At 72.2% G+C, this 23,747-nt stretch carries 21 protein-coding genes; 13 read left to right on the top strand and 8 right to left on the bottom strand.

Translation table 11 applies throughout. The features are described from left to right. Positions 1–203 precede the first annotated feature (203 nt). The 11 genes from dusB to A5481_RS25940 all read left to right on the top strand — a co-directional run bounded on the left by dusB (position 204) and on the right by A5481_RS25940 (position 14,626). On the top strand, positions 204–1,310 hold the full coding sequence (dusB, locus tag A5481_RS25990) for a tRNA dihydrouridine synthase DusB (protein ID WP_082172958.1): 1,107 nt from the start codon (positions 204–206) through the stop codon (positions 1,308–1,310). Beyond that, on the top strand, positions 1,307–2,467 hold the full coding sequence (locus A5481_RS25985) for a two-component system sensor histidine kinase NtrB (RefSeq protein ID WP_425339722.1): 1,161 nt from the start codon (positions 1,307–1,309) through the stop codon (positions 2,465–2,467). Before dusB ends, A5481_RS25985 begins: the two co-directional genes overlap by 4 nt. Before the next feature lie 5 nt (positions 2,468–2,472). Then, positions 2,473–3,930 (top strand): nitrogen regulation protein NR(I), encoded by a 1,458-nt coding sequence (ntrC, locus tag A5481_RS25980; protein ID WP_048432360.1) that lies wholly within the window; start codon positions 2,473–2,475, stop codon positions 3,928–3,930. Between the two features lie 846 nt (positions 3,931–4,776). Continuing rightward, on the top strand, positions 4,777–5,214 hold the full coding sequence (locus A5481_RS25975) for a Ros/MucR family transcriptional regulator (protein ID WP_048432361.1): 438 nt from the start codon (positions 4,777–4,779) through the stop codon (positions 5,212–5,214). 126 nt (positions 5,215–5,340) lie between these two features. Next, positions 5,341–7,656, top strand: coding sequence for a sensor histidine kinase NtrY-like (locus A5481_RS25970; protein ID WP_048432362.1), 2,316 nt, complete (start codon positions 5,341–5,343; stop codon positions 7,654–7,656). Positions 7,657–7,763: 107 nt separating this feature from the next. After that, complete coding sequence (gene ntrX / locus A5481_RS25965) at positions 7,764–9,134, top strand: nitrogen assimilation response regulator NtrX (protein WP_048432363.1); 1,371 nt, start codon at positions 7,764–7,766, stop codon at positions 9,132–9,134. A gap of 283 nt (positions 9,135–9,417) precedes the next feature. Next, entirely contained in the window at positions 9,418–9,672 is a 255-nt protein-coding gene (hfq, locus tag A5481_RS25960; protein ID WP_048429571.1) for an RNA chaperone Hfq, read from the top strand. A gap of 278 nt (positions 9,673–9,950) precedes the next feature. Next, positions 9,951–11,333: a GTPase HflX gene (gene hflX / locus A5481_RS25955; protein WP_245238650.1), complete on the top strand. Its 1,383-nt coding sequence runs from the start codon at positions 9,951–9,953 to the stop codon at positions 11,331–11,333. 271 nt (positions 11,334–11,604) lie between these two features. Next, the gene (locus A5481_RS25950) at positions 11,605–12,765 is read left to right on the top strand and encodes an AAA family ATPase (protein WP_048432365.1); all 1,161 of its coding nucleotides are present in this window, start codon (positions 11,605–11,607) and stop codon (positions 12,763–12,765) included. Positions 12,766–12,911: 146 nt separating this feature from the next. After that, the gene (locus A5481_RS25945; protein WP_048432376.1) at positions 12,912–14,129 is read left to right on the top strand and encodes a bifunctional 2-C-methyl-D-erythritol 4-phosphate cytidylyltransferase/2-C-methyl-D-erythritol 2,4-cyclodiphosphate synthase; all 1,218 of its coding nucleotides are present in this window, start codon (positions 12,912–12,914) and stop codon (positions 14,127–14,129) included. After that, a complete protein-coding gene (locus A5481_RS25940) occupies positions 14,126–14,626 on the top strand; it encodes a CinA family protein (protein ID WP_048432377.1) in 501 nt (166 codons plus the stop codon). The genes A5481_RS25945 and A5481_RS25940 overlap by 4 nt, the downstream gene beginning before the upstream one ends. Before the next feature lie 10 nt (positions 14,627–14,636). On the opposite strand, the gene A5481_RS25935 is transcribed toward A5481_RS25940, so the two are convergent. The 7 genes from A5481_RS25935 to A5481_RS25905 all read right to left on the bottom strand — a co-directional run bounded on the left by A5481_RS25935 (position 14,637) and on the right by A5481_RS25905 (position 20,538). Next, positions 14,637–15,572, bottom strand: a complete 936-nt coding sequence (locus A5481_RS25935; RefSeq protein ID WP_048432366.1) for a bifunctional helix-turn-helix transcriptional regulator/GNAT family N-acetyltransferase — start codon at positions 15,570–15,572, stop codon at positions 14,637–14,639. A 51-nt stretch (positions 15,573–15,623) separates the two neighbouring features. Continuing rightward, positions 15,624–15,995, bottom strand: coding sequence for a response regulator (locus tag A5481_RS25930; protein ID WP_048432367.1), 372 nt, complete (start codon positions 15,993–15,995; stop codon positions 15,624–15,626). A gap of 4 nt (positions 15,996–15,999) precedes the next feature. Further along, entirely contained in the window at positions 16,000–17,523 is a 1,524-nt protein-coding gene (locus tag A5481_RS25925; protein ID WP_048432378.1) for an RAD55 family ATPase, read from the bottom strand. A gap of 24 nt (positions 17,524–17,547) precedes the next feature. Continuing rightward, positions 17,548–18,333 (bottom strand): sensor histidine kinase, encoded by a 786-nt coding sequence (locus A5481_RS25920; protein WP_048432368.1) that lies wholly within the window; start codon positions 18,331–18,333, stop codon positions 17,548–17,550. A 151-nt stretch (positions 18,334–18,484) separates the two neighbouring features. Further along, the gene (locus A5481_RS25915) at positions 18,485–18,985 is read right to left on the bottom strand and encodes a hypothetical protein (protein WP_053082244.1); all 501 of its coding nucleotides are present in this window, start codon (positions 18,983–18,985) and stop codon (positions 18,485–18,487) included. Between the two features lie 138 nt (positions 18,986–19,123). Then, the gene (locus A5481_RS25910) at positions 19,124–20,245 is read right to left on the bottom strand and encodes a nickel/cobalt efflux transporter (protein ID WP_048432369.1); all 1,122 of its coding nucleotides are present in this window, start codon (positions 20,243–20,245) and stop codon (positions 19,124–19,126) included. 14 nt (positions 20,246–20,259) lie between these two features. Next, positions 20,260–20,538 (bottom strand): metal/formaldehyde-sensitive transcriptional repressor, encoded by a 279-nt coding sequence (locus A5481_RS25905; protein ID WP_048432370.1) that lies wholly within the window; start codon positions 20,536–20,538, stop codon positions 20,260–20,262. Positions 20,539–20,731: 193 nt separating this feature from the next. On the opposite strand from A5481_RS25905, the gene A5481_RS25900 reads away from it, so the two are divergent. Next, the gene (locus A5481_RS25900; RefSeq protein WP_048432371.1) at positions 20,732–20,950 is read left to right on the top strand and encodes a DUF1289 domain-containing protein; all 219 of its coding nucleotides are present in this window, start codon (positions 20,732–20,734) and stop codon (positions 20,948–20,950) included. A 318-nt stretch (positions 20,951–21,268) separates the two neighbouring features. Beyond that, entirely contained in the window at positions 21,269–22,969 is a 1,701-nt protein-coding gene (locus tag A5481_RS25895; RefSeq protein ID WP_082172960.1) for an MFS transporter, read from the top strand. Positions 22,970–23,286: 317 nt separating this feature from the next. Here the strand turns inward: A5481_RS25895 and A5481_RS25890 are convergent, their stop codons facing one another. Beyond that, positions 23,287–23,553, bottom strand: a complete 267-nt coding sequence (locus A5481_RS25890) for a hypothetical protein (RefSeq protein WP_048432373.1) — start codon at positions 23,551–23,553, stop codon at positions 23,287–23,289. Positions 23,554–23,747 lie beyond the last annotated feature (194 nt).

Here is a 23,747-nt window from a genome sequence, read left to right as displayed (position 1 = left end):
TCCGCCGCCTCCCTTCCGCGGCGATGCGCCGCTATCCTGCCCCGGCCGAGTCCGACCGGCGCGGAACGCCACCGTGTGCGAGGGTCCACCGGCGCCCGCCGGCCGCGAGGCGCGGCCCTCCATCGCGCGAATCGGGAGCAATTCGGTGGCCGGAAGCCGATCGCGCTTGCGTATGACCGGGTTTTGGCTATTTGCTGTGCACAATGACGACTGACCATTATTTGAGCGCCGAGGCGTCGGGGGCCGAGCCGGCAGCGCTGCCAACAGGACCGGCGTCCGCCGGGACGGCGCTGGCGCCGCCCTTGGGCGCGCATGGCGCGCTGCTGGCGCGCGGGGCGCTTCTCGCACCCCTGTCGGGCGTCACCGACCTGCACATGCGCCGCATCGCCCGCCGGTTAGGGGCCACCGCGACCGTGTCCGAGATGGTGGCGGCGGAGGATTTCGCCCGCGGTACCGAGGAGGCGCGCCTGCGGGCCGAGGGCGAGGGCGTGCTGCCCCACATCGTCCAGCTCGCCGGCTGCGATCCGCGCTGGATGGCGGAGGGGGCGCGGCTGGCCGCGGCGAACGGCGCCGACGTGATCGACGTCAACATGGGCTGCCCGGCCAAGGCCGTGACCGGCGGCCAGGCCGGCTCGGCCCTGATGCGCGACCTCGACCATGCCGAGCGCCTGCTCGCCGCGGTGCGCGGGGCGGTGTCGGTGCCGGTCACCGTCAAGATGCGGCTCGGCTGGGACGACGCCACCCGCAACGCCCCGGACCTGGCGCGCCGGGCCGAACGGCTCGGCTACGCCGCCGTCACGGTGCACGGCCGCACCCGGCAGCAATTCTATACCGGCCGGGCCGACTGGGCGGCGATCCGCCTCGTCCGGGAGGCGGTCGCGATCCCGGTCGTCGCCAACGGCGACGTCGCGAGCCTCGACGATGCCCGGGCCTGCCTCGGCGCGTCGGGCGCCGACGCGGTGATGATCGGGCGGGCGGCGGTCGGGCGGCCCTGGCTCGTCGCCGCGGTCGCGGCGGGCCTCGTCGGCGAGACGATCGTCGAGCCCGACGCCGCGGCCAAGGCGGAGCTGGCCGCCGAGCATTACGAGGGGCTGCTCGCGCTCTACGGTGCCCGGATGGGCGTGCGCCACGCCCGCAAGCACCTGGCGGCCTATGCCGACCATGCCGGCGGGCTCTCTGCGCCCGAGCGGACCCGGCTCGTCACCACCACCGACCCGGACGAGGCCGCGCGGCTCCTGCGCCGCGCCTTCGAGGCCCCGGCCGCACGGCCTGCATCCCAGGCCGCACGGCCTGATTCCCAGGCCGCATGAGGATGAGCGATGCGCCAGCCCCCCCTGCCGCCCGCACCCGGAAGGCGTCGTTCATGAGCGACCCGACGAGCGAGATGATCATCAACGCCCTGCCGCTGCCCGTCCTGACCATCGGTCCGGACGAGCGCATCCTGCAGGTCAACATGGCGGCGGAGCACTTCTTCGACTACTCGCGCCGAATGATGCAGCGCCAGCGCCTGCGCGACATCATCCCGTTCTCCTCGCCGATCATCGCGCTGGTGAACGAGGTGCGCCGGCGCCGGGCCAGCGTCAGCGAGTACCGGGTGGAACTGGCCTCGCCGCGCACCGGCCTCGAGCGCAGCGTCGACGTGTTCGCGACCCATCTCGACGACGACCTCGTGGTGCTGATGCTCCAGGAGCGCACCATCGCCGACAAGATGAACCGCCAGCTCACCCATCGGGGGGCGGCCCGCTCGATGGTGGCGCTCGGCGCGATGCTGGCCCACGAGATCAAGAACCCGCTCGCCGGCATCCGCGGCGCGGCCCAGCTCCTCGAGCAGTCGGCCGCCGAGGACGACCGCCTCCTGACCCGGCTGATCTGCGACGAATCCGACCGGATCGTGCGCATCGTCGAGCGGATGGAGCTGTTCGGCGACGAGCGCCCGGTCGAGCGCGGGCCGGTCAACGTCCACGGCGTCCTCGACCAGGTGAAGCGCTCGGCCCAGTCGGGCTTTGCCCGCCACATCCGCTTCGTCGAGAACTACGATCCGTCCCTGCCGCCGGTGCTCGGCAACCGCGACCAGCTGATCCAGGTCATCCTGAACCTCGTCAAGAACGCGGCGGAAGCGATCGGCGCCGACGCGGTCGACGGCGAGATCATCCTGTCGACCGCCTTCCGGACGGGACTTCGCCTCCAGGTGCCGGGCTCGCGCGAGCGGGTCAGCCTGCCGATCGAGGTCGCGGTGCGCGACAACGGCCCGGGCGTCACGGCCGAGCTCCTGCCGGACCTGTTCGACCCCTTCGTCACCACCAAGGCGCAAGGGTCGGGCCTCGGCCTCGCGCTGGTGGCCAAGATCGTCGGCGACCACGGCGGCATCGTCGAGTGCGACCCCGCCCCCCGCCGCACCACCTTCCGCGTCCTCCTGCCGATGTCGCATGCCCGCGACGGGCGCGAATCCTCCGCCGAGACCGAGTGAGCGCCATGCCGAACGGACACATCATCGTGGCGGACGACGACGCCGCCATCCGCACCGTGCTCAACCAGGCGCTGTCGCGCGCCGGCTACGAGGTCCGCTCGACCGGCAACGCCGCCACCCTGTGGCGCTGGGTGGCGCAGGGCGAGGGCGACCTCGTCATCACCGACGTGGTGATGCCCGACGAGAACGCCTTCGACCTGCTGCCGCGGATCAAGCGGGTGCGGCCGGACCTGCCGATCATCGTGATGAGCGCGCAGAACACCTTCATGACGGCGATCCGGGCGTCGGAGCGCGGCGCCTACGAGTATCTCCCAAAACCCTTCGACCTGAAGGAGCTGACCGCGATCGTCGGCCGCGCCCTGTCGCGCCCGCGCGGCAGCGCGGCGCCGGGCGCGCCGCCGGAGAACGAGGACATCCCGCTCGTCGGCCGCTCGCCGGCGATGCAGGAGATCTACCGCTCGCTGGCGCGGCTCATGCCGACCGATCTCACCGTGATGATCACGGGCGAATCCGGCACCGGCAAGGAGCTGGTGGCCCGCGCCCTCCACGATTACGGCCGCCGCCGCTCGGGGCCGTTCGTGCCGGTCAACATGGCGGCGATCCCCCGCGACCTCATCGAATCCGAATTGTTCGGCCACGAGAAGGGGGCGTTCACGGGCGCCACCGCGCGCTCGGCCGGCCGCTTCGAGCAGGCCGAGGGCGGGACGCTGTTCCTCGACGAGATCGGCGACATGCCGATGGAGGCCCAGACCCGGCTCCTGCGCGTCCTCCAGCAGGGCGAGTACACCACCGTCGGCGGCCGCGTGCCGATCAAGACCAACGTCCGCATCATCGCGGCGACCAACAAGGACCTGCGGGTCTCGATCCAGCAGGGGATCTTCCGCGAGGACCTGTTCTTCCGCCTGAACGTCGTGCCGTTGCGCCTGCCGGCGCTTCGCGAGCGCTCCGAGGACGTGCCGGACCTGGTGCGCCACTTCTTCGTCTTGGTCGAGCGCGAGGGCCTGACGCGCAAGCAGCTCGACGGCGACGCCATGGAGAAGCTCAAGCGCTACCGCTGGCCCGGCAACGTGCGCGAGCTCGAGAACCTGGTCCGGCGCCTCGCCGCCCTCTACCCCCAGGAGACGATCACCGGCCCGGTGATCGAGGCCGAGCTCGACACCCTGCCGCTCGCCGCGCCCGCGCAAGGAGGGACGGCGCGCAAGGGGAACGGCGATTCCGAGGGCCTGTCGGCGGCGGTGGAGCGGCACCTGTCGGAGTACTTCTCCGGCTACCGGGACACCCTCCCGCCGCCCGGCCTCTACCACCGCATCCTGCGCGAGATCGAGGGCCCGCTGATCGGCGCGGCGCTCGCGGCGACCCGCGGCAACCAGATCCGCGCCGCGGAACTGCTGGGCGTGAACCGCAACACCCTGCGCAAGAAGGTGCGCGACCTCGACCTGCAGGTCTTCCGCACCCCGCGCTAGACCCGCGACGCCCGGGCGGCGACGCCGAAAGCCGACCCGGCCATGCGCGGCATTCCGACGCATGAGCCGGGGCCGCCCTTCGCGACGGGACCTCGCTCGGGATAATCCGGCAGGCCCGGATGGGACGCGGGCCGGTCTGGCTCGTTTTTGGTCATCCGCGCAACGGCGCCGGCGCGATGCCGGGCCGCGCGGGGCGCGCGCTCAAGCTCGGCCTCGCGCCGTGCCGTCCGGGCTCCCGCCGCGCGATGCAGCGGGCCGGGAAGTTTTTCCTGTGTCCATCCGGCGCGGCGCGAAGTCGTGCAAGGTCGGTCCGCGGTCCGAAGACCTCGCCTGTTCTCGCGATCACGTTGCGCCGCCGGCATCGCGAACGGCCGCGACCGGAATCCTGCACCGGCGCCACGGTTTCGACCGATCAGCCGCCGGTGCGGCGCGCGACCGGAGCCTGCCTGGATTGGATATCTGCGCGCCGATAAATCGGCCTGGAACGTATAGGATCGCGGTCTTTACCCTTGTTTAAGTGATGACACAAAACCGCTCAGCGGGTCCGGGTGCATCGCCGGTCCCGCGCCGCCCGCCGCGCCGGGGAGGCCCGGGAGACGCCGCAAGCAACTGAGGAAGAAAGGGTTTCCGCCGGGATCGACCGTCCCGGGCAGCGGCCGGCTCGCGATCCCGCCGCCGTGCCCGCCGGCACCGGGCCGCCGCATTCGGCGGCGCCGGTGACCCTACGGAAACAAATTTCACTAAAGCAGATCCATCTCTTGTGTTGAACCGGACACCTTGCGGTTGACGGAGACTGGCGTAACATCCATCACCTCGGACGGGGGCCCGCACTTCTCGAGGACCGCAATGAGCTCAGCTGACCACGTCGAAACGCCTCAGATGATCGGCCTGGTGTCCGATATTGTGTCGGCCTACGTGTCGAACAACAGCGTGCCGGTGGGCGAGCTGTCGAGCCTGATCCGCAGCGTCCACGAGGCGGTGGCCCGCCTCGGCTCGGCCGCCCCGGCGGAGCCCGAGCGGCTGACCCCGCCGGTGCCGATCAAGAAGACCGTCTCGCCCGACTACCTGATCAGCCTGGAGGACGGGCGCCGGTACCGGACGCTGAAGCGCCACCTCGCCGGCCGCGGCCTCACGCCCGAGCAGTACCGCCAGAAATGGGGCCTGCCGCCGGACTATCCCATGGTCGCCGCCAACTACGCCGCCCAGCGCTCCGAGCTCGCCAAGAGCATCGGCCTCGGCCAGAAGCCGGTGGTCCGCCGCCCGCGCTCGACCCAGGCCGCCTGACCGGCACGGATCGTCGCGGCTCTCTGGAATCGCTCCGGCCGGGCAGCCCGAACGCTGCCGGGCCCGATTGCCGCCGCACCGGCATCCGTATTAATTTCGCCACACTGTAGTGGCCTTGCACCACGGATGCTGTTCACACGACGCCCCCGGGCTTCGGCGCCCTCCTCCGGCGCGGCCGGCCGATCCCCCGGGCCGACCCCGCCCGGCCCGATTCCGGATGCCGCTCCGCGGGGTCCGGGCTGGTTCGGTGCCCTGGCGGTCATCGTCGCCCTGGCGCTGGCGCTGGCCACCTTCCTGATCCTGGTCGGCGCCACCGCGATCGCGCCGACCCATACCGTGGTGGTGACGCTGCTGCTCAGCAACGTCGCCCTGGTGCTGCTGCTCGTCGTGGTCATCGCCTGGGAGGCGCGGGTCTTCCTGCGCGCCCGGCAGACCAACGCGGCCGCCGCCCGGCTCCACACCCGGATCGTCGGCCTGTTCAGCCTGATCGCCACCCTGCCGACGGTGCTGCTCGCCGTGGTGGCCTCGATCACGCTCGAGCGCGGCCTGTCGCCCTGGTTCTCCGACCGGATGCGCAACGTCGTGCTGATGTCGGTCGACGTGGCCGACGCCTACCTGACCAACCAGTGCCAGAGCCTCGCCCGCGAGGCGCGCATCCTCTCCGACGACCTGACCCGGGCCCGGCCCGCCTTCGACGTCGAGCGGGCCTGGTTCGAGAGCTTCCTCACGGCGCGGGCCGCCTCGCTCGGCCTGCCGATCGCCCGGATCATGCGCTCGCCGACCGAGACCGTGGCGCGGGCCAACATCGACATCCTCAAGGACCCGCCGCTGCCCTCGGCCAACGACTTCGAGGAGGCGTCGAAATCCGCCGACGCCACCTGCCTGCTGCCGCGGGAGGGCCGGGTGTTCGGCACGCTGATGAAGCTGCCGGCCTACGACGACGCCTTCCTGCTGGTCGAGCGCGAGGTGACGCGGCTCGCGGTCGAGTTCCCGGGGGTGTCGCGGGCCGCCGCGACCGAGTTCCTGACCATCGATGCCGGGCGGCGCAGCGTGCAGATCGCCTTCGCGACGATGTTCGCGCTGATCGCGCTGATCGCGCTGCTCTCGGCGGTGTGGTTCGGGCTCAACTTCGCCAACCGCTTCGTGGCGCCGATCCGCCGGCTGATCAACGCCGCCGACCAGGTCGCGTCGGGCAACTACTACGCCCAGGTCCCGTTCCGGAAGACGGAGGGCGACCTGCAGCACCTCGGCGAGAGCTTCAACAAGATGACCCAGGAGCTCAGTCGCCAGCGCGCCACCCTGATCGAGCAGAGCGAGCAGATCGACAGCCGCCGCCGCTTCACCGAGGCGGTGCTCGCCGGGGTGCCGGCCGGAATCATCGGCGTCGACGGGCGCGGGCTCATCACCATCGCCAACCCCTCGGTGGAGCGGATGCTCGGGCGCTCCGTCGCCGACCTCGTCGGCGAGCCCCTCGAGGCGGCGATGCCCGAGCTCGGCGCCCTGCCGGGCGATTCCCGCGCCCGCCCGACCCAGCAGCAGATCCAGATCGCCCGCAGCGGCCGCGAGCGCACCATCGACGTGCGCACGACGAGCGAACAGTCGCCGGACGGCGACCGGGGCTACGTCGTCACCCTCGACGACATCACCGACCTGGTGACGGCCCAGCGCACCTCGGCCTGGGCCGACGTCGCCCGCCGCATCGCCCACGAGATCAAGAACCCGCTGACCCCGATCCAGCTCTCGGCCGAGCGCATCCGGCGCAAGTACGGGCGTGTGATCACCGCCGACAAGGAGATCTTCGAGCAGTGCGTCGCCACGATCGTGCGCCAGGTCGACGACATCAAGCGGATGGTCGACGAGTTCTCGTCCTTCGCCCGGATGCCGAAGCCCGCGATCGCCCGCAACGACCTGACCGAGATCGTGAAGCAGAACCTGTTCATGATGCGGGTGGCGCACCCCGACGTGACCTTCACGCTGGAGGAGGGCGAGGCCCGGGTCAGCGCCGCCTTCGACACAAGGCTCCTGTCCCAGGCGATCACCAACATCCTCAAGAACGCCGTCGAGGCGGTGCAGGCGGTGCCCGAGGAGGTGCGGGCCGAGAGCCTGGTCGCGGTGCGCCTCTACGAGGAGGGCGAGGCCGCCGTCATCGAGATCACCGATACCGGCAAGGGATTCCCCCAGGAAGGGCGCCAGCGGCTGCTCGAACCCTATATGACCACCCGCGAGGGGGGCACGGGCCTCGGATTGGCGATCGTGAGCAAGGTCTTGGAAGAGCACGGCGGCGGCATCGAGCTGAACGACAACCCGCGCGGGCGCGGCGGGCAGGTGCGGATGCGGGTCCTCAGGGAGATGCGGCGCGAGGCGCCCCCGGAGGGCGGCGCCCGGCCGGCCCGGCCGGCCCCGGAGACCTCTCCCGAGACCTCGCCGGAGCCCGCCGCGTGACGCGCCCGGCCCGGTTCGACACACCCCTTCGCCACAGCCCAATTCGACACAGCGCCGGGTGCGCGGCCGTCAGGCCCGCCGCCCGCGTCGCGGGGAGGCCCTGAGCCATGAGCGCCGACATTCTGATCGTCGATGACGAGGCCGACATCCGCGAGCTCGTCGCCGGCATCCTCGACGACGAGGGCCACCGCACCCGCACCGCCGGCTCCTCCGACGAGGCGCTGGCGGCGATCGAGGCCCGCCGCCCCCACCTCGTCTTCCTCGACATCTGGCTCCAGGGCTCGCGCCTCGACGGTCTGCAGGTGCTCGACGTGATCAAGGCCCAGGCCCCGGACCTGCCGGTGGTGATGATCTCGGGCCACGGCAACATCGAGACCGCGGTCTCGGCGATCAAGGCGGGCGCCTACGACTTCATCGAGAAGCCGTTCAAGGCCGACCGGCTGATCCTGGTCGCCGAGCGGGCGCTCGAGGCCTCGCGCCTCAAGCGCGAGGTGCGCGACCTCAAGGCGCGCTCCGGCCAGGCGAGCCGGATCGTCGGCGCCTCGGTGGCGGCCAACCAGCTGCGACAGACCGTCGAGCGCGTCGCCCCCACCAACGCCCGGGTGATGATCTCGGGCGCGCCGGGCTCCGGCAAGGAACTCTCGGCCCGCACCATCCACGCCGCCTCGACGCGAGCGAACGGGCCGTTCGTGGTGATCAACGCCGCCACGATCACCCCCGACACGATGGAGGCCGAGCTGTTCGGCGTCGAGGCGGCCGACGGCAAGCCGCGCCGGGTCGGCGCGCTCGAGGAGGCCCATGGCGGCAGCCTCTACATCGACGAGGTCGCGGACATGCCGCGCGAGACCCAGAACCGCATCCTGCGGGTGCTCGTCGACCAGAACTTCCAGCGCGTCGGCGGCACCACCCGGGTCCATGTCGACGTGCGGATCATCTCGTCGTCGTCGCGCGACCTCGCGGAGGAAATCGCCGGCGGGCGCTTCCGCGAGGACCTGTTCCACCGCCTCAGCGTGGTGCCGATCCGCATCCCCTCGCTCGCCGAGCGGCGCGAGGACGTGCCGGAACTGATCGCGTTCTTCATGGAGCAGATCTCGGCCGCCACCGGCCTGCCGCAGCGGCGCATCGCCGCCGACGCGATGGCGGTGCTGCAATCGCACGACTGGCCCGGCAACGTGCGCCAGCTGCGCAACAACGTCGAGCGGCTGATGATCCTGACTCAAGGAGATCCCGAGACCGAGGTCACGACCGAGATGCTGCCGAGCGAGGTCGGCGCGCTCGTGCCCACCACCCCGAGCGGCGCCGGCGGCGAGAAGCTGATGAGCCTGGCGCTCCGCGAGGCGCGCGAGATCTTCGAGCGCGAGTACCTGGTGGCGCAGATCGCCCGGTTCTCCGGCAACATCTCCCGCACCGCCGAGTTCATCGGCATGGAGCGCTCGGCGCTGCACCGGAAGCTCAAGTCCCTCGGTATCGGCGCCTGACGGCGGGACCGGAGCTCGACGCCGCATTTGTGAGTGCCAGGCTCCGGCCTTTCTGCTAAGGCAGCCTGTGGCCGGGACGCGACAGGATCGCGGGCACGGCCGGACGCGGCGGGATCTGCGGCCCGGGGGAACACCCCTGCGGCCAGTCTGCACTTGCGCCCGGACGAGCTTCACCGTGTAATGGGGCGGCCGGATCCCGGGGCGGCGCGTCGCGCCTCCCGCACAACGACAACACGGACCGACCCGTCGACAGGACTGGCAGCGGGTTCAAAGGACAAGAAGAATGGCGGGCGAACGCGCTCAGAATCTGCAGGACACCTTCCTCAATCACGTTCGCAAGAACAAGATTCCGCTGACGATCTTCCTGGTCAACGGCGTGAAGCTGCAAGGTGTCGTGACCTGGTTCGATAACTTCTGCGTGCTGCTGCGGCGCGACGGCCACTCGCAGCTGGTCTACAAGCACGCGATCTCGACGATCATGCCGGGCCATCCCGTGCAGCTGTTCGAGCAGGGCGAGGAAGGGGCCGAGAAGGCCTGATCCCGCCGCCAAGGAGCCGGCGCGAGCGCCGTGGGCCCGGTCGTCCGGGCCCCGCTCGGACCGCCGCGCCCTGAGCCCCATGCCAGTGTCCAGGCCGCGTCTCGCGGCCTGTTTTTTATCGGCCAGGGTTTTTCATCGGTCAGGTCCCGCCGGTCTTTCGATGCCGAGGCGGGCGAATCCCGGGCCGCGGATGCGCCCGGCCGCTTGATTATCGCACGGCGCCATCCAACCTCTGTCCGATGGACTCCCGACCGATTCCGGGAGCAGCCGGAGAGACGATGGAACCGCGGACACCGGGCGAGATCCGCCTGCAGCGCCAGGCCGAGCCGGAGGCCGCGATCGCGGCCGAAACCCGCACGCTGGTGATCGGCCCCTACCAGACCAGGCGCGACGCCGCCGGCGAACCCCGCCCGCCCCTCGCCCGCCTCGACGAGGCGGTGGGCCTCGCCGCCGCGATCGAGCTCGACGTCGCCGACAAGCTCCTCGTCACCGTCCAGCAGATCCGGCCCTCGACCTTCCTCGGCAAGGGCCGGGTGGAGGAGATCGGCGGGCGGATCGAGGCCGAGGGCATCCGCCTCGTGGTGATGGATTGCGCGCTCTCGCCGGTGCAGCAGCGCAACCTGGAGAAGGCCTGGGGCGTCAAGGTCATCGACCGCACCGGCCTGATCCTGGAGATCTTCGGGCGGCGCGCCTCGACCCGCGAGGGTACCTTGCAGGTCGAGCACGCGCATCTGGCCTACCAGCGCAGCCGGCTGGTGCGGTCCTGGACCCACCTCGAGCGCCAGCGCGGCGGCTTCGGCTTCCTCGGCGGCCCGGGCGAGACCCAGATCGAGGCCGACCGGCGGATGATCCAGGAGCGGATGACCCGGATCGAGCGCGATCTCGAGACCGTCACCCGCACCCGCGGCCTGCATCGCCGCTCCCGGCGCCGGGTGCCCTACCCGATCGTCGCGCTCGTCGGCTACACCAATGCCGGCAAGTCGACCCTGTTCAACCGCCTGACCCAGGCCGAGGTGCGGGCCGAGGACATGCTGTTCGCCACCCTCGACCCGACGGCGCGCGCGATCAAGCTGCCGCACGGCGAGACCGCGATCCTGTCCGACACCGTCGGCTTCATCTCCGACCTGCCGACGATGCTGATCGCCGCCTTCCGGGCGACGCTCGAGGACGTGATCGAGGCCGACATCCTGCTCCACGTCCGCGACATCGCCCACGAGGACGCGGAGGCGCAGGGCGCCGACGTGGCGCAGGTGCTGGCCGAGCTCGGCATCGAGCCCGACGCCGACCGCATCATCGAGGTCTGGAACAAGTCCGACCTCCTCGACGAGGCGGAGCGCGAGCGCCTGCTCAACCTCAGCCGGCCGAACGGATCGACGGAGACGCCGAGGCCCGTCCTGCTCTCGGCGCTCACCGGCGAGGGCATCGACCGCCTGATGAGCCGGATCGAGGCCCGCATCGCCGCGACCCGCACGAGCTTCGCGGTGATCCTGGAGCCGGCCCAGGGCGCCGAGCTGCACTGGCTCTACGAGAACGCCGAGGTGCTCGACCGCCGCGAGGATTCCGAGGGCGCGATGCACCTCGTGGTCCGGGTCGCGCCCGAGAAGGAGCCGCGCTTCCTCAACCGGTTCGGCGCGGCGCGGCGGTTGCGGGGGGGCGGATAATACCGCCGCGCCCTCGAACGGATCCGTTCGAGGGTGCGGGCTAAGCCCGCAAGGTTTCCTGTCCTCGCGTCGGCGCTGATGCGCCGGACGCCTTGGCATCGACGTGTCGATGCCAAGGCGCGGGGATATAAGACGTCTCCCGCCTGTACCGGACGGCAGGCGGGAATCGTGCCGGTTCGTCACGTCGGCGCAAACTTCGGGCTGCGATGATGCGGCCCGACCGCGCCGACGACCGGCGGCCGTCGCGCCCTGATAAGCACGGCGAGATCCCATGCCGATCCACCGCCTCGCCGTCTCCGGCTACCGCTCGCTCCGTGACACCGTCCTCGGCCTCGACCGGCTGACCGTGGTGACGGGGGCGAACGGGAGCGGCAAGTCGAGCCTCTACCGCGCGCTTCGCCTCCTCGCCGAGGTGGCGCAGGGGCGGGCGGTCGCGTCGCTCGCCCGCGAAGGGGGCTTTGCCTCGGCGCTCTGGGCCGGGCCGGAGACGTTCGGGCGCCGGGTCCTGTCCGGGGCGCACCGGGTCGAGGGCACGGTGCGGCGGAACCCGGTCGAGCTGAAGCTCGGCTTCTCCGGCGACGATGTCGGCTACGCCATCGCCCTCGGCCTGCCGGCACCGTCCTACGAGGGCACGTTCTTCGCCCACGACCCCGAGATCAAGGCGGAGAGCGTCTGGACCGGGCCGACGATCGGGCGGGCGAACGTCTTCGCCGAGCGGCGCGGGCCGCTGGTGCGCCTGCGCGACGGCACCGGCGCCTGGACCGAGACCCTTCGCGACCTCGCGCCCTTCGACAGCCTGATGACCCACGGCGCCGATCCCCGCGACGCCCTCGACGTGCTGCGTTTACGCGAGCGGATGCGGGCCTGGCGCTTCTACGACCATTTCCGCACCGATCGCGACGCGCCGGCCCGCCGGCCGCAGATCGGCACCCGCATGCCGGTGCTCGCCGGCGACGGCGCCGACGTGGCGGCGGCGATCCGGACCATCCAGGAGATCGGCGACCACGCCGCCCTCGATACGACCATCGCCGAGGCCTTCCCGGGCTCGACCCTCGCGGTCGCGGCGAGCGACGGGCAGTTCTCGCTGGAACTGCGCCAGCACGGGCTGCTGCGGCCGCTGCGGGGCCCCGAGCTCTCGGACGGGACCCTGCGCTACATCCTGCTCGCGGCGGCGCTCCTGTCGCCGCGCCCGCCCGACCTGATGGTGCTCAACGAGCCCGAGACCAGCCTGCATGCCGACCTGCTGGCGCCGCTGGCCTCGCTGGTCGCGCGGGCGGCGGAGAGCACGCAGGTTCTGGTGGTCTCGCACGCCGCCCCCCTGGTCGCGGCCCTGGAGCGGCAGGGCGCGGCCCGCATCACCCTCGAGAAGCGCCTCGGCGAGACCCTGGCGCCCGACCACGACCCGCCGTCCTGGGCTTGGCCCAAAAGGTAGATCCGGCCCGATCGGGAGACCGGGCGATGCCGGGAACGCCCCCTGCCCACGCGGCACCCCCCTTCCCCCGGTGCATTTGCCTCGCCCGGCCGCCCCGGCTAAGGAGCGGGCAATCCCCGGGAGCGACCCTTTTGACCCTTCCCCAGATCGCCGCGGTGGTCGTCGCCGCGGGGCGCGGCATCCGCGTCGGCGGCGACACGCCCAAGCAGTATCGCCGCGTCGGCGGCCAGGCGGTCCTGACCCGGACCCTGGCGGCGCTCGCCGCCCATCCGGGCGTGACGCGGATCCAGGTGGTGATCGCCGCCGACGCCGCCGCCTTCTACGAGGAATGCCTGGGCGACCTCGCGCCGGAGATGCGCGCCACGCTCGCCCGGCCGGTCGAGGGCGGCGCCACCCGGCAGGCCTCGGTCCGGGCCGGGCTGGCGGCGCTGGCGCGCGAGGCCGAACCGGAGCTGGTGCTGGTGCACGACGCCGCCCGCCCCTTCGTCGACGGGGCCCTGATCGACCGGGCCATCGCGGCGGCGCAAGCCCACGGCGCCGCCGTGCCGGGGGTGCCGGTGAGCGACACCATCAAGGTGGTCGAGCCGGACGGCCGGGTGCGCGAGACCCCGAAGCGCGAGGACTTGCGCGCGGTGCAGACCCCGCAGGCGTTCCGCTTCGCGCTCCTGGCGCAGGCACATGCGCGCGCCGAGGCCGAGGGCCGCGACGGCTTCACCGACGACGGGGCGCTCGCCGAATGGGCCGGCCTGCCGGTGGCGGTCTTCCCCGGCGACCTCCGCAACCGCAAGATCACTCAGGCCGCCGACCTCGTCGAGGCGGACCGCGCCTTCTCGCCCGATTCCGGCGCCGCCCAGGACAATGCTGCCATGACCCTTCTCACCCGCCTCGGCACCGGCTTCGACGTGCACGCCTTCACGGAGGGCGACCACGTGTGGCTCGGCGGCGTGCGCATCCCGGCCGATCGCGGCGTGCTCGCCCATTCGGACGGCGACGTGGTGCTGCACGCGCTGACCGACGCGATCCTCGGCGCGCTCGCCGACGGCGACATCGGCGTGCATTTCCCGCCGAGCGATCCCCGCTGGCGCGGCGCCTCCTCCGACCAGTTCCTCGCCGACGCGGTGCGCCGGGTGAGCGAGCGCGGCGGGGTGATCGATCACCTCGACATCACGGTGCTGGCCGAGGCGCCGCGGATCGGCGCCCATCGCGAGGCGATCCGCACCCGGATCGCCGAGATCGCCGGGGTGCCGCTCTCGGCGGTGTCGATCAAGGCGACCACGACGGAGAAGCTCGGCTTCGTCGGCCGGGCCGAGGGCCTCGCCGCCCAGGCCGCCGCCACGATCCGCCTGCCGGAGGCGCGTGCCTGATGTTCGATGCCGCCCTCATCACCCGGGCGAGCGTGCTGATCGCCGCCTATCGCGAGCGCCAGGCCCGCCTCGTCACCGCCGAATCCTGCACCGGCGGCCTCGTCGCCGCCCTGCTCACCGAGGTCGCGGGCTCCTCGCAGGTGGTGGAGCGCGGCTTCGTCACCTATTCCAACGAGGCCAAGGCGGAGATCCTCGGCGTCGACTTCAACCTGATCTCGGCCCACGGCGCGGTGAGCGAGCCGGTGGCCCGGGCGATGGCGGAAGGGGCGCTCGCCCATTCCCGCGCCGACGTGGCGCTCGCCATCACGGGCATCGCCGGCCCCGGCGGCGCCACGGCGGCGAAGCCCGTCGGCCTCGTGCATTTCGGCCTCGTCGCCGCCGGCCGGGCGACCCGGCACATCGAGCGCCGCTACGGCGATCTCGGCCGCTCCGAGGTCCGGCGCTGCGCCGTCGAGGACGCGCTCGGCTTCCTGGAGATGGCGCTGGAGAAGGTGTGAGGGCGCTCCCTCACAGGTCCAGCACCCAGGTCTCCCCCACCAGGTCCCGCCCGAACGAGCGGTGCGGCGCACTCTCGACGAGCCGGAAGCCCGCCTGCGCGTAGATCCGCCGGGCGGCCGTGAGCACGTCGTTGGTCCAGAGCGTCAGCTGCCGGTAGCCGCGCTCCCGCGCCCCGGCGATGCAGGCCTCGGTGAGGCGCCGGCCGAGGCCCTGGCCGCGGGCGGCGGGCTCGACGTAGAGCAGGCGCAGCTTCGCGACCGTGTCCGATTGCGGCGCCAGGAACACGCTACCCGACACGCCGTCCTCCTGCGCGGCGATCCAGGCTCCGGCCCGGGCCGGATCGAAGTCGCGCACGAACCCGGCGAGGATCTCGGCCACCAGGGCCTCGAAGGAGAGGTCGAACCCGTATTCGGCGGCGTAGAGCAGGCCCTGGCGGTGGGCGATCCAGCCGAGATCGCCGGGGGCCGGATCGCGCAGGATCGCGGGGGCCCGCTCCTGCGCAGGGTCGCCGAGGAGCCGGCGCACCCGCGCCATCGCGCCGACGAGCGCCGCGCGGTCGGCGGGCGCGAGCCGGGCCAGCAGCGCCTCCACCTCGCGGCGCGACGCCGCGTCGAGGGGCGCGAAGGCCGCCTGCCCGGCCGGCGTCAGGGCCAGGACCTGGCGCCGCCCGTCGCCCGCGGCGGTGCGGCGGGTCACCAGGCCCTGCGCCTCGAAGCGCTTGAGCAGGCGGCTCAGGTAACCGGCATCGAGCCCGAGATCCTGGCCGAGGACCGAGGCGGTCAGGCGATCGCGCTGGGCGAGCTCGTAGAGCACCCGCGCCTCGGTGAGCGAGAACGCGCTGCGGTGCAGCCCCTCCTCGAGGAGGCCGATCTGCCGGGTGTAGAACCGGCCGAATTCCCGCACCGCCCCGACCGTCGCCGGATCGACCGCCTCGTCGCGCCCCATCGGCCCGCCTCCTCGTATCCGGGGGCAGGATCGTCCGGTTGGTTGACTCAGTCAAGTATCTCCGGCGCCCGCCACCAGCGCCTCGACGAGGGCGCGGACCTGGGCGATCCGGAAGGGCTTGCGCAGGAAGGCGGCGTGGCCGGAGGCGCGCTCGCGCACGGTCTCCTCCGGCATCGAGCTCATCATCACGACCGGGATCGCCCGCGTCGCCGGCGCGGCGATCAGGGCGGCCAGCATCGCCGGCCCGTCCATCACCGGCATCATGAAGTCGAGGAAGATCAGGTCGGGCGGGCTCGCGGCGATCCGGGCGAGCCCCTGGCGGCCGTTGGCCGCGGTGACCACGGTGTGGCCCTCGTCGGAGAGGACGGCGTCCAGCAATTCGGCGATGCCGAACTCGTCGTCCACGATGAGCACCGTCGCCACGGGCCTATTCCCCGCCGCTTCTCGTGAGGTCGCGGTCGGCCAGGATCGCCTCGGCCCGGTCCGGGCCGTCGTCGATCGCCAGGCCGCCCGGCCGGATGTCGAAGACGCGCAGGCGCGGGTCGATCTGCGAATCCCGCGCCTTGGCGACGGCGATCAGGCGGTGGACGCCCGAGCGCAGGACGCAGGAGCGCATCAGCACCACGTTCTCGGCGACGCTGGAGGTCTGCCGCAGCGACGGCTCGCCGGAGGGGGCATCGAGGAAGGTGCCGCGCAGGTCGGTCTCCCGGGTGTACATCGCGGTCACGCCCAGCGCCCTGAGCTCCGCCGTGAGAGCGGCGAAGATGCGGACGATCCGGTCCTGATCCCCTGCGATCCGGCTCATCGCGTCCAGACCGTCGATGAACACGCGCCGGACCCCCCGGTTCCGGATCGCGTCGAGGAGATCGGCGCAGGTCTCGTCGATCAGCCCCTCGGTCGCCGGCTGCCACATCACCGCGACCCGGCCGCTCTCGATCAGGCCGGCGACCGGCAGCCTCAGGGCCCGCGCCTTGGCGAGGATCGCGGCCTCGCTCTCGTAGAACCCGCAGACGAGGCCCGGCGCCTCCGGGTCGGCGCCGAGGAACTGCAGGCCGAGCGTCGTCTTGCCGATGCCGGCGGGGCCGCCGACGAGGGTCGTGGAATGGTGCGGCAGGCCGCCGCCCAGCATCGCGTCGAGGGCGGGCAGCCCGGTGGTGAGGGGCGGTCCCTCGACGTGGTCGCGCCGGCTCGGCACCCGCAAGCACGCCTCGATGCGCGGGAAGACCCGGACCCCCGCGTCGGTGATGCGGACGGCGTGGCGCCCGCGCAGGAAGCCGCTGCCGCGGAACTTGCGCACCTCGAGCTCGCGCTCGGCCCGGCGGCCGACGAGCCGGCTCGACAGGGCGATGAGCCCGTCCACCATCGTGTGCTCGGCCGCCACCATGTCGGCCCCGGCCGAGGCGCTGGTGAGGAGCAGCACGGTGGTGCCGGTGGCGGCGGCCTGGGTCTGCAATTCGTGGATGAAGGTCTTGAACTCGAGGGCCGAGGAGGCGGTCTCCTCCGCCGCCACCAGGCCGTCGAGCACGACGAGGCTCGCCTCCCGGGCGGCGGTCTCGCGCCGCAGCAGGGTCAGGAGGCCGGACAGCCCCTCGTCCTGCAGGGTGCGGAAGGCGCTGAGATAGGTGATCCGGTCGGGGATCAGTGCCGGGTCGAAGAAGCCGAGCGGCGCGATGTGGCCGAGCATCCGGGCGTGGCTCTCGGCGAGCAGCGTGACGTAGAGCGCCCGGTGCTCCGGCGCGCCGCCTCCGGAACGACCCTCCGCGGCATGCGTGTAGCAGGCCTGGTTGCCGAAGATGGTCTTGCCGGAGCCGGGCGTGCCCTGGACGATGTAGACGCCGCCGCGAAACAGCCCGCCGCCGAGGATCGCGTCGAGACCGGCGATCCCGGTCGGGACCCGTTCCAGCCCGCCATAGGCACCGGCCTGTCCCAGGCTGGGTCCCGTCCCCGTCATCCGCATGCTCGGTCGCCGTCTCGTCTATGCGTGGAGGGGAAGGGTTACCGTGAAGGTCGCGCCGTCGCCAGGGCGGCTCTCGACCGCGACGCCGCCGCCCATCGCCTCGGCAAGGCGGCGCACCAGCCACAGCCCGACGCCGAAGCCGGTCGGCGCCGTGCCGGGATCGGCGACCGCGCGCGCGAAGCGCTCGAAGATGCGGGCCTGGTCGGCTTCCGCGATGCCGACGCCGCGGTCGCTCACCCGGATCCGCGCGATCGTGCCGTCCCGGATGCCTGAGACCGCGATCTCGCTGCCATCGCCGTACTTGATCGCGTTGGTGATCAGGTTGTCGAGGATCTGGTCGAGGGCGAGGCGCTCGCAGGACAGGACCAGGTCGTCCGGCACGCTCACCCTGATCGCGCTGCCGGCATGGGCCGCCATCGGCTGCAGGGCCGCCGCCACCTCGCCCGCCACCTCGGCCAGCGGCACGGGGGCGGCGAGCGGCGCGAGCTGCCCGGCCTGGACCCGCGAGACGTCGAGGAGGGTCGTCGCCCGGCGCACGTAGCGCTCGACGAGCCAGCGCAGCTGCGCCAGCCCCTGCGCCACCCGGCCCTCCGGCGCGTCGCGCTCGGCGGCGGCGAGCAGGCGCTCGACCTGGCCGAGGATCGGGGTCATCGGGTTGCGCAATTCGTGCGCCACGCCGGCCAGGAAGGCGTCGCGCTCGGCCAGCGCCCGGCGCAGGGACGCGACCTCCCGGCGCAGGGCGGCGGCCTCGTCCGCCGGATCGGCGGCCGCGACCTCGGCGAGCCTCGTCACCGGACCGCTCATGCGCCCATGCGCCCGGGATCGATCCGGATCGGCGGCATCGGCGGCGCGTGGGGCGAGGTCTGCATCACCCGGATGCCATACCAAATCGCGGCCGGGCAGGCGAGCGCCCGTCCCGTCCGCGCCGGCGCTGTCCCGTGCCGGTTCCCGGGACTTACCGCCGCGGGGCCTGGACCGAGACCACCCGGGCGCCGCCGACCGGGCGCTCGCCGCCGTTGATGACGTAGAGCACCGGATCGGCCTTCGGCTGGGGCGGAATCCCCGAGACGGTCGGGATGCCGTAGGTGCCCTCGCCCCAGGCGGAGGGCACCAGCTCGCTCGGCCGCGGCAGCTTGAAATACGGCTCGGCGACGAGGCCGGGCTCGAGGGCGCCGTTCGCGCCGTAGAGGCCCGCGCCGTAGAGCCCCAGGGGCGCCGCGAAGGTGGTGCCGCCGTAGCCGGCGAACCGGCGGCCGTGGAACGCCCCGCCCCGGCCGTGGCGCCCGCGCAGGTCGTAGATCGCGGCGCGGCCGCCCCGTACCGGCTGGAACTGCAGGCGCCCGGCCTGGGCGACGCCGCCGTGACCCGCCGGACCGGACCCGCGCAGCGGCTGCGCCTCGGCGCCGGCGCCCAGGAGGCTGGCGGCGAGGGTGAGGACGATCAGGTCGCGACGCATGGTGTGTCTTCCCGGCTCCCGGCACTCGGAACGGTCAATGCCGGCCCGGCATCCTCGTTCCCGCGGGGGAGCCGCGCCAGCCGTGGCGGAGTGCGCAGGCGCAAGGGGGCGATGACGGCGGAAGCGCGACAGCCGGCCTCACGCCGCGCGGGCGATGCCGGTCCCGGCCGCATGGTCCGCCGCGCCGTGCCGGATGCCCTGCCACCCGAGCCAGCCGGTATAGAGGCCGACCAGCACGATCAGCACGGCCGAGGCGTAGGGAGCCTGCCGGGCGACGCTGCCGAACCCGGACCAGCGCGAGGCGACGTGCTTGACGCTCAGCGCCGCCAGCACGCCCGCCGACACCATCGTCAGCGCCAGGCCGATGCTGAAGCACACCACCAGCGCGAAGCCGAGGCTGAACTGCTTGAGCTGAATGCACAGCAGCAGGACGGTGATCGCCGCCGGGCACGGGATCAGGCCGCCGGTCAGGCCGAACAGGACGATCTGCCCGGTGGTCACGGTCCGGCCCGCGAAGCGCCGCCGGATGTCGTCGGCATGGGCGCGGGCATGCGCGTCGTCCTCGTCGCCCAGGTCCGGGTGATCGTGATTCAGGTGGTCGTGCTCCTCGAACGCGACCTCGTGGATCTCCGTCCCGGCCGGGGCGTCGAGGCGCAGCCGGGCCGTGAAGGCATGCGGCTCCGGGATCTCGTCCAGGCTCTCGAGGACGTCGCCGCGGCGCACGAACCCGAATACCTGCCGGGTGCCGTCCGGGCGCAGGGTTTCGACGGTCAGCGCCCCGGCCTCCGGCAGCGTGCCGCGCGCGCTGCGCACGCGCCAGCGCGGCGGCACGCCGTCCTCGAACACCGCCAGCGTCAGCAGGCCGGTGCCGGTGGTGACGGGGTGCGCGGCGTCATCGTGGTCATGGTGGTGGTGCTGCTCGCGCCAGGTCCGCCACGCCATCCAGAGCGCGATGCCGACGATGAGGACCGCCGAGGCGAGCTGGAAGTACGGCTCCGACGCCTCCCCGGCGTAGTGCCGGCCGACATATTGTCCGCCCAGGGCGATCGCCCACACCACCGCCGTATGCGAGAGGGTGGCCGCCAGCCCCAGGAGCACCGCCTGCATGACCGTGCCGCGCACCGCGATGATGAACGCCGCCATCATCGTCTTGCTGTGGCCGGGCTCGAGGCCGTGCAGCGCACCGAGCAGGATCGCGGTCGGCACGAACAGCCAGGCGTGCGCCGTCCCCTGCTGAAGCAGGTCGGTCAAAGGGGTCATGGCATGGGCCTTCCTTACTTGAGGTAGGTCTTCACCACCTCGATCAGCTCGGCCGCTCCCCTGGCGCGGTCGGGATCCGGCTCGCTGTCCGGGTTCACGACGTGGTGGCGGATGTGGTCTTCCATCAGCTCGGCGGTCAGGCCGTTGATGGCCCCGCGCATCGAGGCGACCAGCATCAGCACGTCGGCGCAGCCGATCTCCGCCTCCAATGCGCGCTCGACCGCCTCCGCCTGTCCCTTGATCCGGCGCACGCGCGCCAGCAGCTTGGTCTTGTCCTTGATCGTATGGGCCATGGGGGCAGCTTTCGCGCGTGAGTGGATATATAGGGGGGTACCCTATCGATTGTCGAGCACGAATGGCGCCCGGGGCACGGAGATCCTGGAGCCGCACCCGATCGCCCTGCAACCGGGCGCTGCTCCAGGTCATTGATTCCGCCGCATCGTCTTGCGACGAGCCGGCATCCACCTCGTCGGAAAATGCTCCAGCATGAAGAAGGACGACCCCTGCACCGGGGTGTGCGCGTGGGACGGGAAGACCGGCTGGTGCCTGGGCTGCGGCCGGACCGTGCCGGAGATCAAGGCCTGGCGGAAGCTCACGCCATACCGGCGCACCGCGCTCCTGCGCGAGCTGCCGCGCCGGGTGGAACAGGTGAGCCGACAGCAGCCGGTCGAGGCGCCGCCGGCCGGGACGGGGCGGCGCTCGTAACGCGCACGTCGTGAGCATGGCGGCATGCGCCATGCCCGCTTCCACCCTCGGCCGCCCTTCGGGCGGTCTCGCCCCCGACGGAAGTCTCACGACCTAAGTCTCACGACGAATTGTCGGATGGGCCGGACGGCACGGCTGGCTTAACGATTCGTCAGCGGCGGATCACGCGCGAGCGGGCGGTTTCCATCCCCCTGCCCGGCCGGGCCGCCGCGGACACCCAGGTTCATCCCAACGCGCCATCCCCGACGCGGCGAAGATTCGCGCGGGCGATGCGTGCCGTCCCTCACGGAAACGCTCCCCCAAGGAGGAACAACCCCCATGGCAAGCTCAGCCGCCCTCGGGACAACCGGCGATGCCGCGCGCCCGATGACGCGGGAGGAGAAGAAGGTCATCCTGGCCTCCTCCCTCGGCACCGTGTTCGAGTGGTACGACTTCTACCTCTACGGCTCGCTCGCCGGCATCATCGGCGCGCAGTTCTTCTCGTCCTACCCGCCGGCGACCCGGGACATCTTCGCGCTGCTCGCCTTCGCGGCGGGCTTCCTGGTGCGGCCGTTCGGCGCCCTGGTGTTCGGGCGCGTCGGCGACATCGTCGGGCGCAAATACACCTTCCTGGTCACCATCCTGATCATGGGCCTGTCGACCTTCATCGTCGGCATCCTGCCCAACGCCGCGCAGATCGGCATCGCGGCGCCGATCATCCTGATCGTGCTGCGGCTAGCCCAAGGCCTGGCCCTCGGCGGCGAGTACGGCGGGGCGGCGACCTACGTCGCCGAGCACGCGCCGCAGGGCCGGCGCGGCTTCTACACCAGCTGGATCCAGACCACGGCGACGCTCGGCCTGTTCCTGTCGCTGGTGGTGATCCTGGCGGTGCGGAGCTTCACCGGCGAGGCCGCCTTCGCCGAATGGGGCTGGCGCATCCCGTTCCTGGTCTCGGTGCTGCTGCTCGGCATCTCGCTCTGGATCCGGCTGCAGCTCAGCGAATCGCCGGCCTTCCAGCGCATGAAGGACGAGGGCAAGACCTCGAAGGCCCCCCTCACCGAGGCGTTCGGCCAGTGGGGCAACGCCAAGATCGCCTTGATCGCGCTGCTCGGCCTCGTCGCCGGCCAGGGCGTGGTGTGGTATACCGGCCAGTTCTACGCCCTGTTCTTCCTGCAATCGATCCTGAAGGTCGACGGCTACACGGCGAACCTCTTGATCGCCTGGGCGCTGCTCCTGGGCACCGGCTTCTTCGTGGTGTTCGGCTGGCTCTCGGACAAGATCGGCCGCAAGCCGATCATCCTGGCCGGCTGCCTGATCGCGGCGCTCAGCTTCTTCCCGGTGTTCAAGCAGATCACCACGCTGGCCAACCCCGCCCTCGAGAAGGCGATCGAGACCGTGAAGGTGACCGTGGTGGCCGATCCGGCCCAGTGCGGCAGCCTGTTCAACCCCGTCGGCACCCGGGTGTTCTCGGCGCCGTGCGACCTCGCCCGCGACTACCTCGCCAAGTCCTCGGTGCGCTACACCACCGAGGCCGCGCCGGCCGGCCAGCCGACGGTGGTGCGGATCAACGGCACCGAGGTCCCGTTCGCGGCAGGAGCCCCGGCGGCGGAGTTCAACAAGGCCGCGGCGACCGCGCTCCAGGCCGCCGGCTACCCGAAGGCGGGCGATTCCCAGGTGGTGAAGATGGCGAATCCGTTCGACATCTTCCGGCCGCAGGTCGCCGGCGTGATCGGGCTGCTCTTCGTCCTCGTGCTCTTCGTCACGATGGTCTACGGCCCGATCGCCGCGGCCCTGGTCGAGCTGTTCCCGACCCGGATCCGCTACACCTCGATGTCCCTGCCCTACCACATCGGCAACGGCTGGTTCGGCGGCCTCCTGCCCGCCACCGCCTTCGCGATGGTGGCCCAGACCGGCGACATCTATTACGGCCTCTGGTACCCGATCGTCATCGCCCTGATGACCTTCGTGCTCGGCCTGCTCTTCGTGCCCGAGACCAAGGACCGGGACATCTTCGACGAGCGGGACACCGCCGCACGCTGAGTTGAGGACGAGGTAACGGACGAGAGGCGCCCGCGGCGGATGCTGCGGGCGCCTTTGTCTTTGTGCGATCCGACGTCGCCTCGATCCTCGACGTCATGCCGGGGCCCGCTTTCGCGACCCCGGGACGACGTGGAGGACCTCTCTTCGGCAGCCGGACTCTTGGCTGTCCGATTCTTGGCAGCCGGATTCTTGGCAGCGCGACTCTCGGCAGCGCTGATGAATCCGTGCCGCGGGGAAGGCAGCCTCGCGAACGACGAAGGCCCGCCTCGGCGAGACGGGCCCCGAAAACCGTTCGGCCGCGTGTCAGTCGCGTGCGGTCACCGGCAGGTCGTCACCCGCCGCACGATCCAGCCCTCGCCGTCGACGAAGAGCTTCTTGCGGGAGGTCGAGCACTGGGCGTCGTCGGCCTCCGCGGCGGGGGCGGTGACGCTCGCGGTGGCGGCGACGTCGCGGGCGGGACCCGATCCGGCCTTCGGCGCCTTGTCGACCGCGGGCGCGGCGCTCGCGACGAGCGGCGCGCCGGCCGTGGCCAGGGCGGCCAGCAGGGCGAGCAGGGGCAGTCGGGCGCAGGGACGCGCGCGCATGATCGGTGATCCCATCGGTTGAATGCCGAGCGGCAATGTCCGGCGAGGTGGCTCTGGACCGCTCTCTCTTGCCATGGATAAGTCGCGAGCGCCCGAAGAGTTGCGCCGCGGCGGCGTGTCCGTTGGAAAAACGGTAAACACGCGGACGCGACGCCCCGGTGACAGGAGTCACCGCGGGACGGGATTGGCGGAGC

The organism is Methylobacterium platani, assembly GCF_001653715.1.
Taxonomy (GTDB): domain Bacteria; phylum Pseudomonadota; class Alphaproteobacteria; order Rhizobiales; family Beijerinckiaceae; genus Methylobacterium; species Methylobacterium platani.
The sequence above is the reverse complement of the archived record's forward strand: the minus strand, read 5'-3'. Positions and strand labels throughout refer to the sequence as shown.

What these genes read in the sequence shown, in the direction of transcription:
- dusB (WP_082172958.1), top strand. Translation starts at nt 204, where the DNA reads ATGACGACTGACCATTATTTGAGCGCCGAGGCGTCGGGGGCCGAGCCG.
- A5481_RS25985 (WP_425339722.1), top strand. Translation starts at nt 1,307, where the DNA reads ATGAGGATGAGCGATGCGCCAGCCCCCCCTGCCGCCCGCACCCGGAAG.
- ntrC (WP_048432360.1), top strand. Translation starts at nt 2,473, where the DNA reads ATGCCGAACGGACACATCATCGTGGCGGACGACGACGCCGCCATCCGC.
- A5481_RS25975 (WP_048432361.1), top strand. Translation starts at nt 4,777, where the DNA reads ATGAGCTCAGCTGACCACGTCGAAACGCCTCAGATGATCGGCCTGGTG.
- A5481_RS25970 (WP_048432362.1), top strand. Translation starts at nt 5,341, where the DNA reads ATGCTGTTCACACGACGCCCCCGGGCTTCGGCGCCCTCCTCCGGCGCG.
- ntrX (WP_048432363.1), top strand. Translation starts at nt 7,764, where the DNA reads ATGAGCGCCGACATTCTGATCGTCGATGACGAGGCCGACATCCGCGAG.
- hfq (WP_048429571.1), top strand. Translation starts at nt 9,418, where the DNA reads ATGGCGGGCGAACGCGCTCAGAATCTGCAGGACACCTTCCTCAATCAC.
- hflX (WP_245238650.1), top strand. Translation starts at nt 9,951, where the DNA reads ATGGAACCGCGGACACCGGGCGAGATCCGCCTGCAGCGCCAGGCCGAG.
- A5481_RS25950 (WP_048432365.1), top strand. Translation starts at nt 11,605, where the DNA reads ATGCCGATCCACCGCCTCGCCGTCTCCGGCTACCGCTCGCTCCGTGAC.
- A5481_RS25935 (WP_048432366.1), bottom strand. Translation starts at nt 15,572, where the DNA reads ATGGGGCGCGACGAGGCGGTCGATCCGGCGACGGTCGGGGCGGTGCGG.
- A5481_RS25925 (WP_048432378.1), bottom strand. Translation starts at nt 17,523, where the DNA reads ATGACGGGGACGGGACCCAGCCTGGGACAGGCCGGTGCCTATGGCGGG.
- A5481_RS25920 (WP_048432368.1), bottom strand. Translation starts at nt 18,333, where the DNA reads ATGAGCGGTCCGGTGACGAGGCTCGCCGAGGTCGCGGCCGCCGATCCG.
- A5481_RS25915 (WP_053082244.1), bottom strand. Translation starts at nt 18,985, where the DNA reads ATGCGTCGCGACCTGATCGTCCTCACCCTCGCCGCCAGCCTCCTGGGC.
- A5481_RS25910 (WP_048432369.1), bottom strand. Translation starts at nt 20,245, where the DNA reads ATGACCCCTTTGACCGACCTGCTTCAGCAGGGGACGGCGCACGCCTGG.
- A5481_RS25905 (WP_048432370.1), bottom strand. Translation starts at nt 20,538, where the DNA reads ATGGCCCATACGATCAAGGACAAGACCAAGCTGCTGGCGCGCGTGCGC.
- A5481_RS25900 (WP_048432371.1), top strand. Translation starts at nt 20,732, where the DNA reads ATGAAGAAGGACGACCCCTGCACCGGGGTGTGCGCGTGGGACGGGAAG.
- A5481_RS25895 (WP_082172960.1), top strand. Translation starts at nt 21,269, where the DNA reads ATGGCAAGCTCAGCCGCCCTCGGGACAACCGGCGATGCCGCGCGCCCG.
- A5481_RS25890 (WP_048432373.1), bottom strand. Translation starts at nt 23,553, where the DNA reads ATGCGCGCGCGTCCCTGCGCCCGACTGCCCCTGCTCGCCCTGCTGGCC.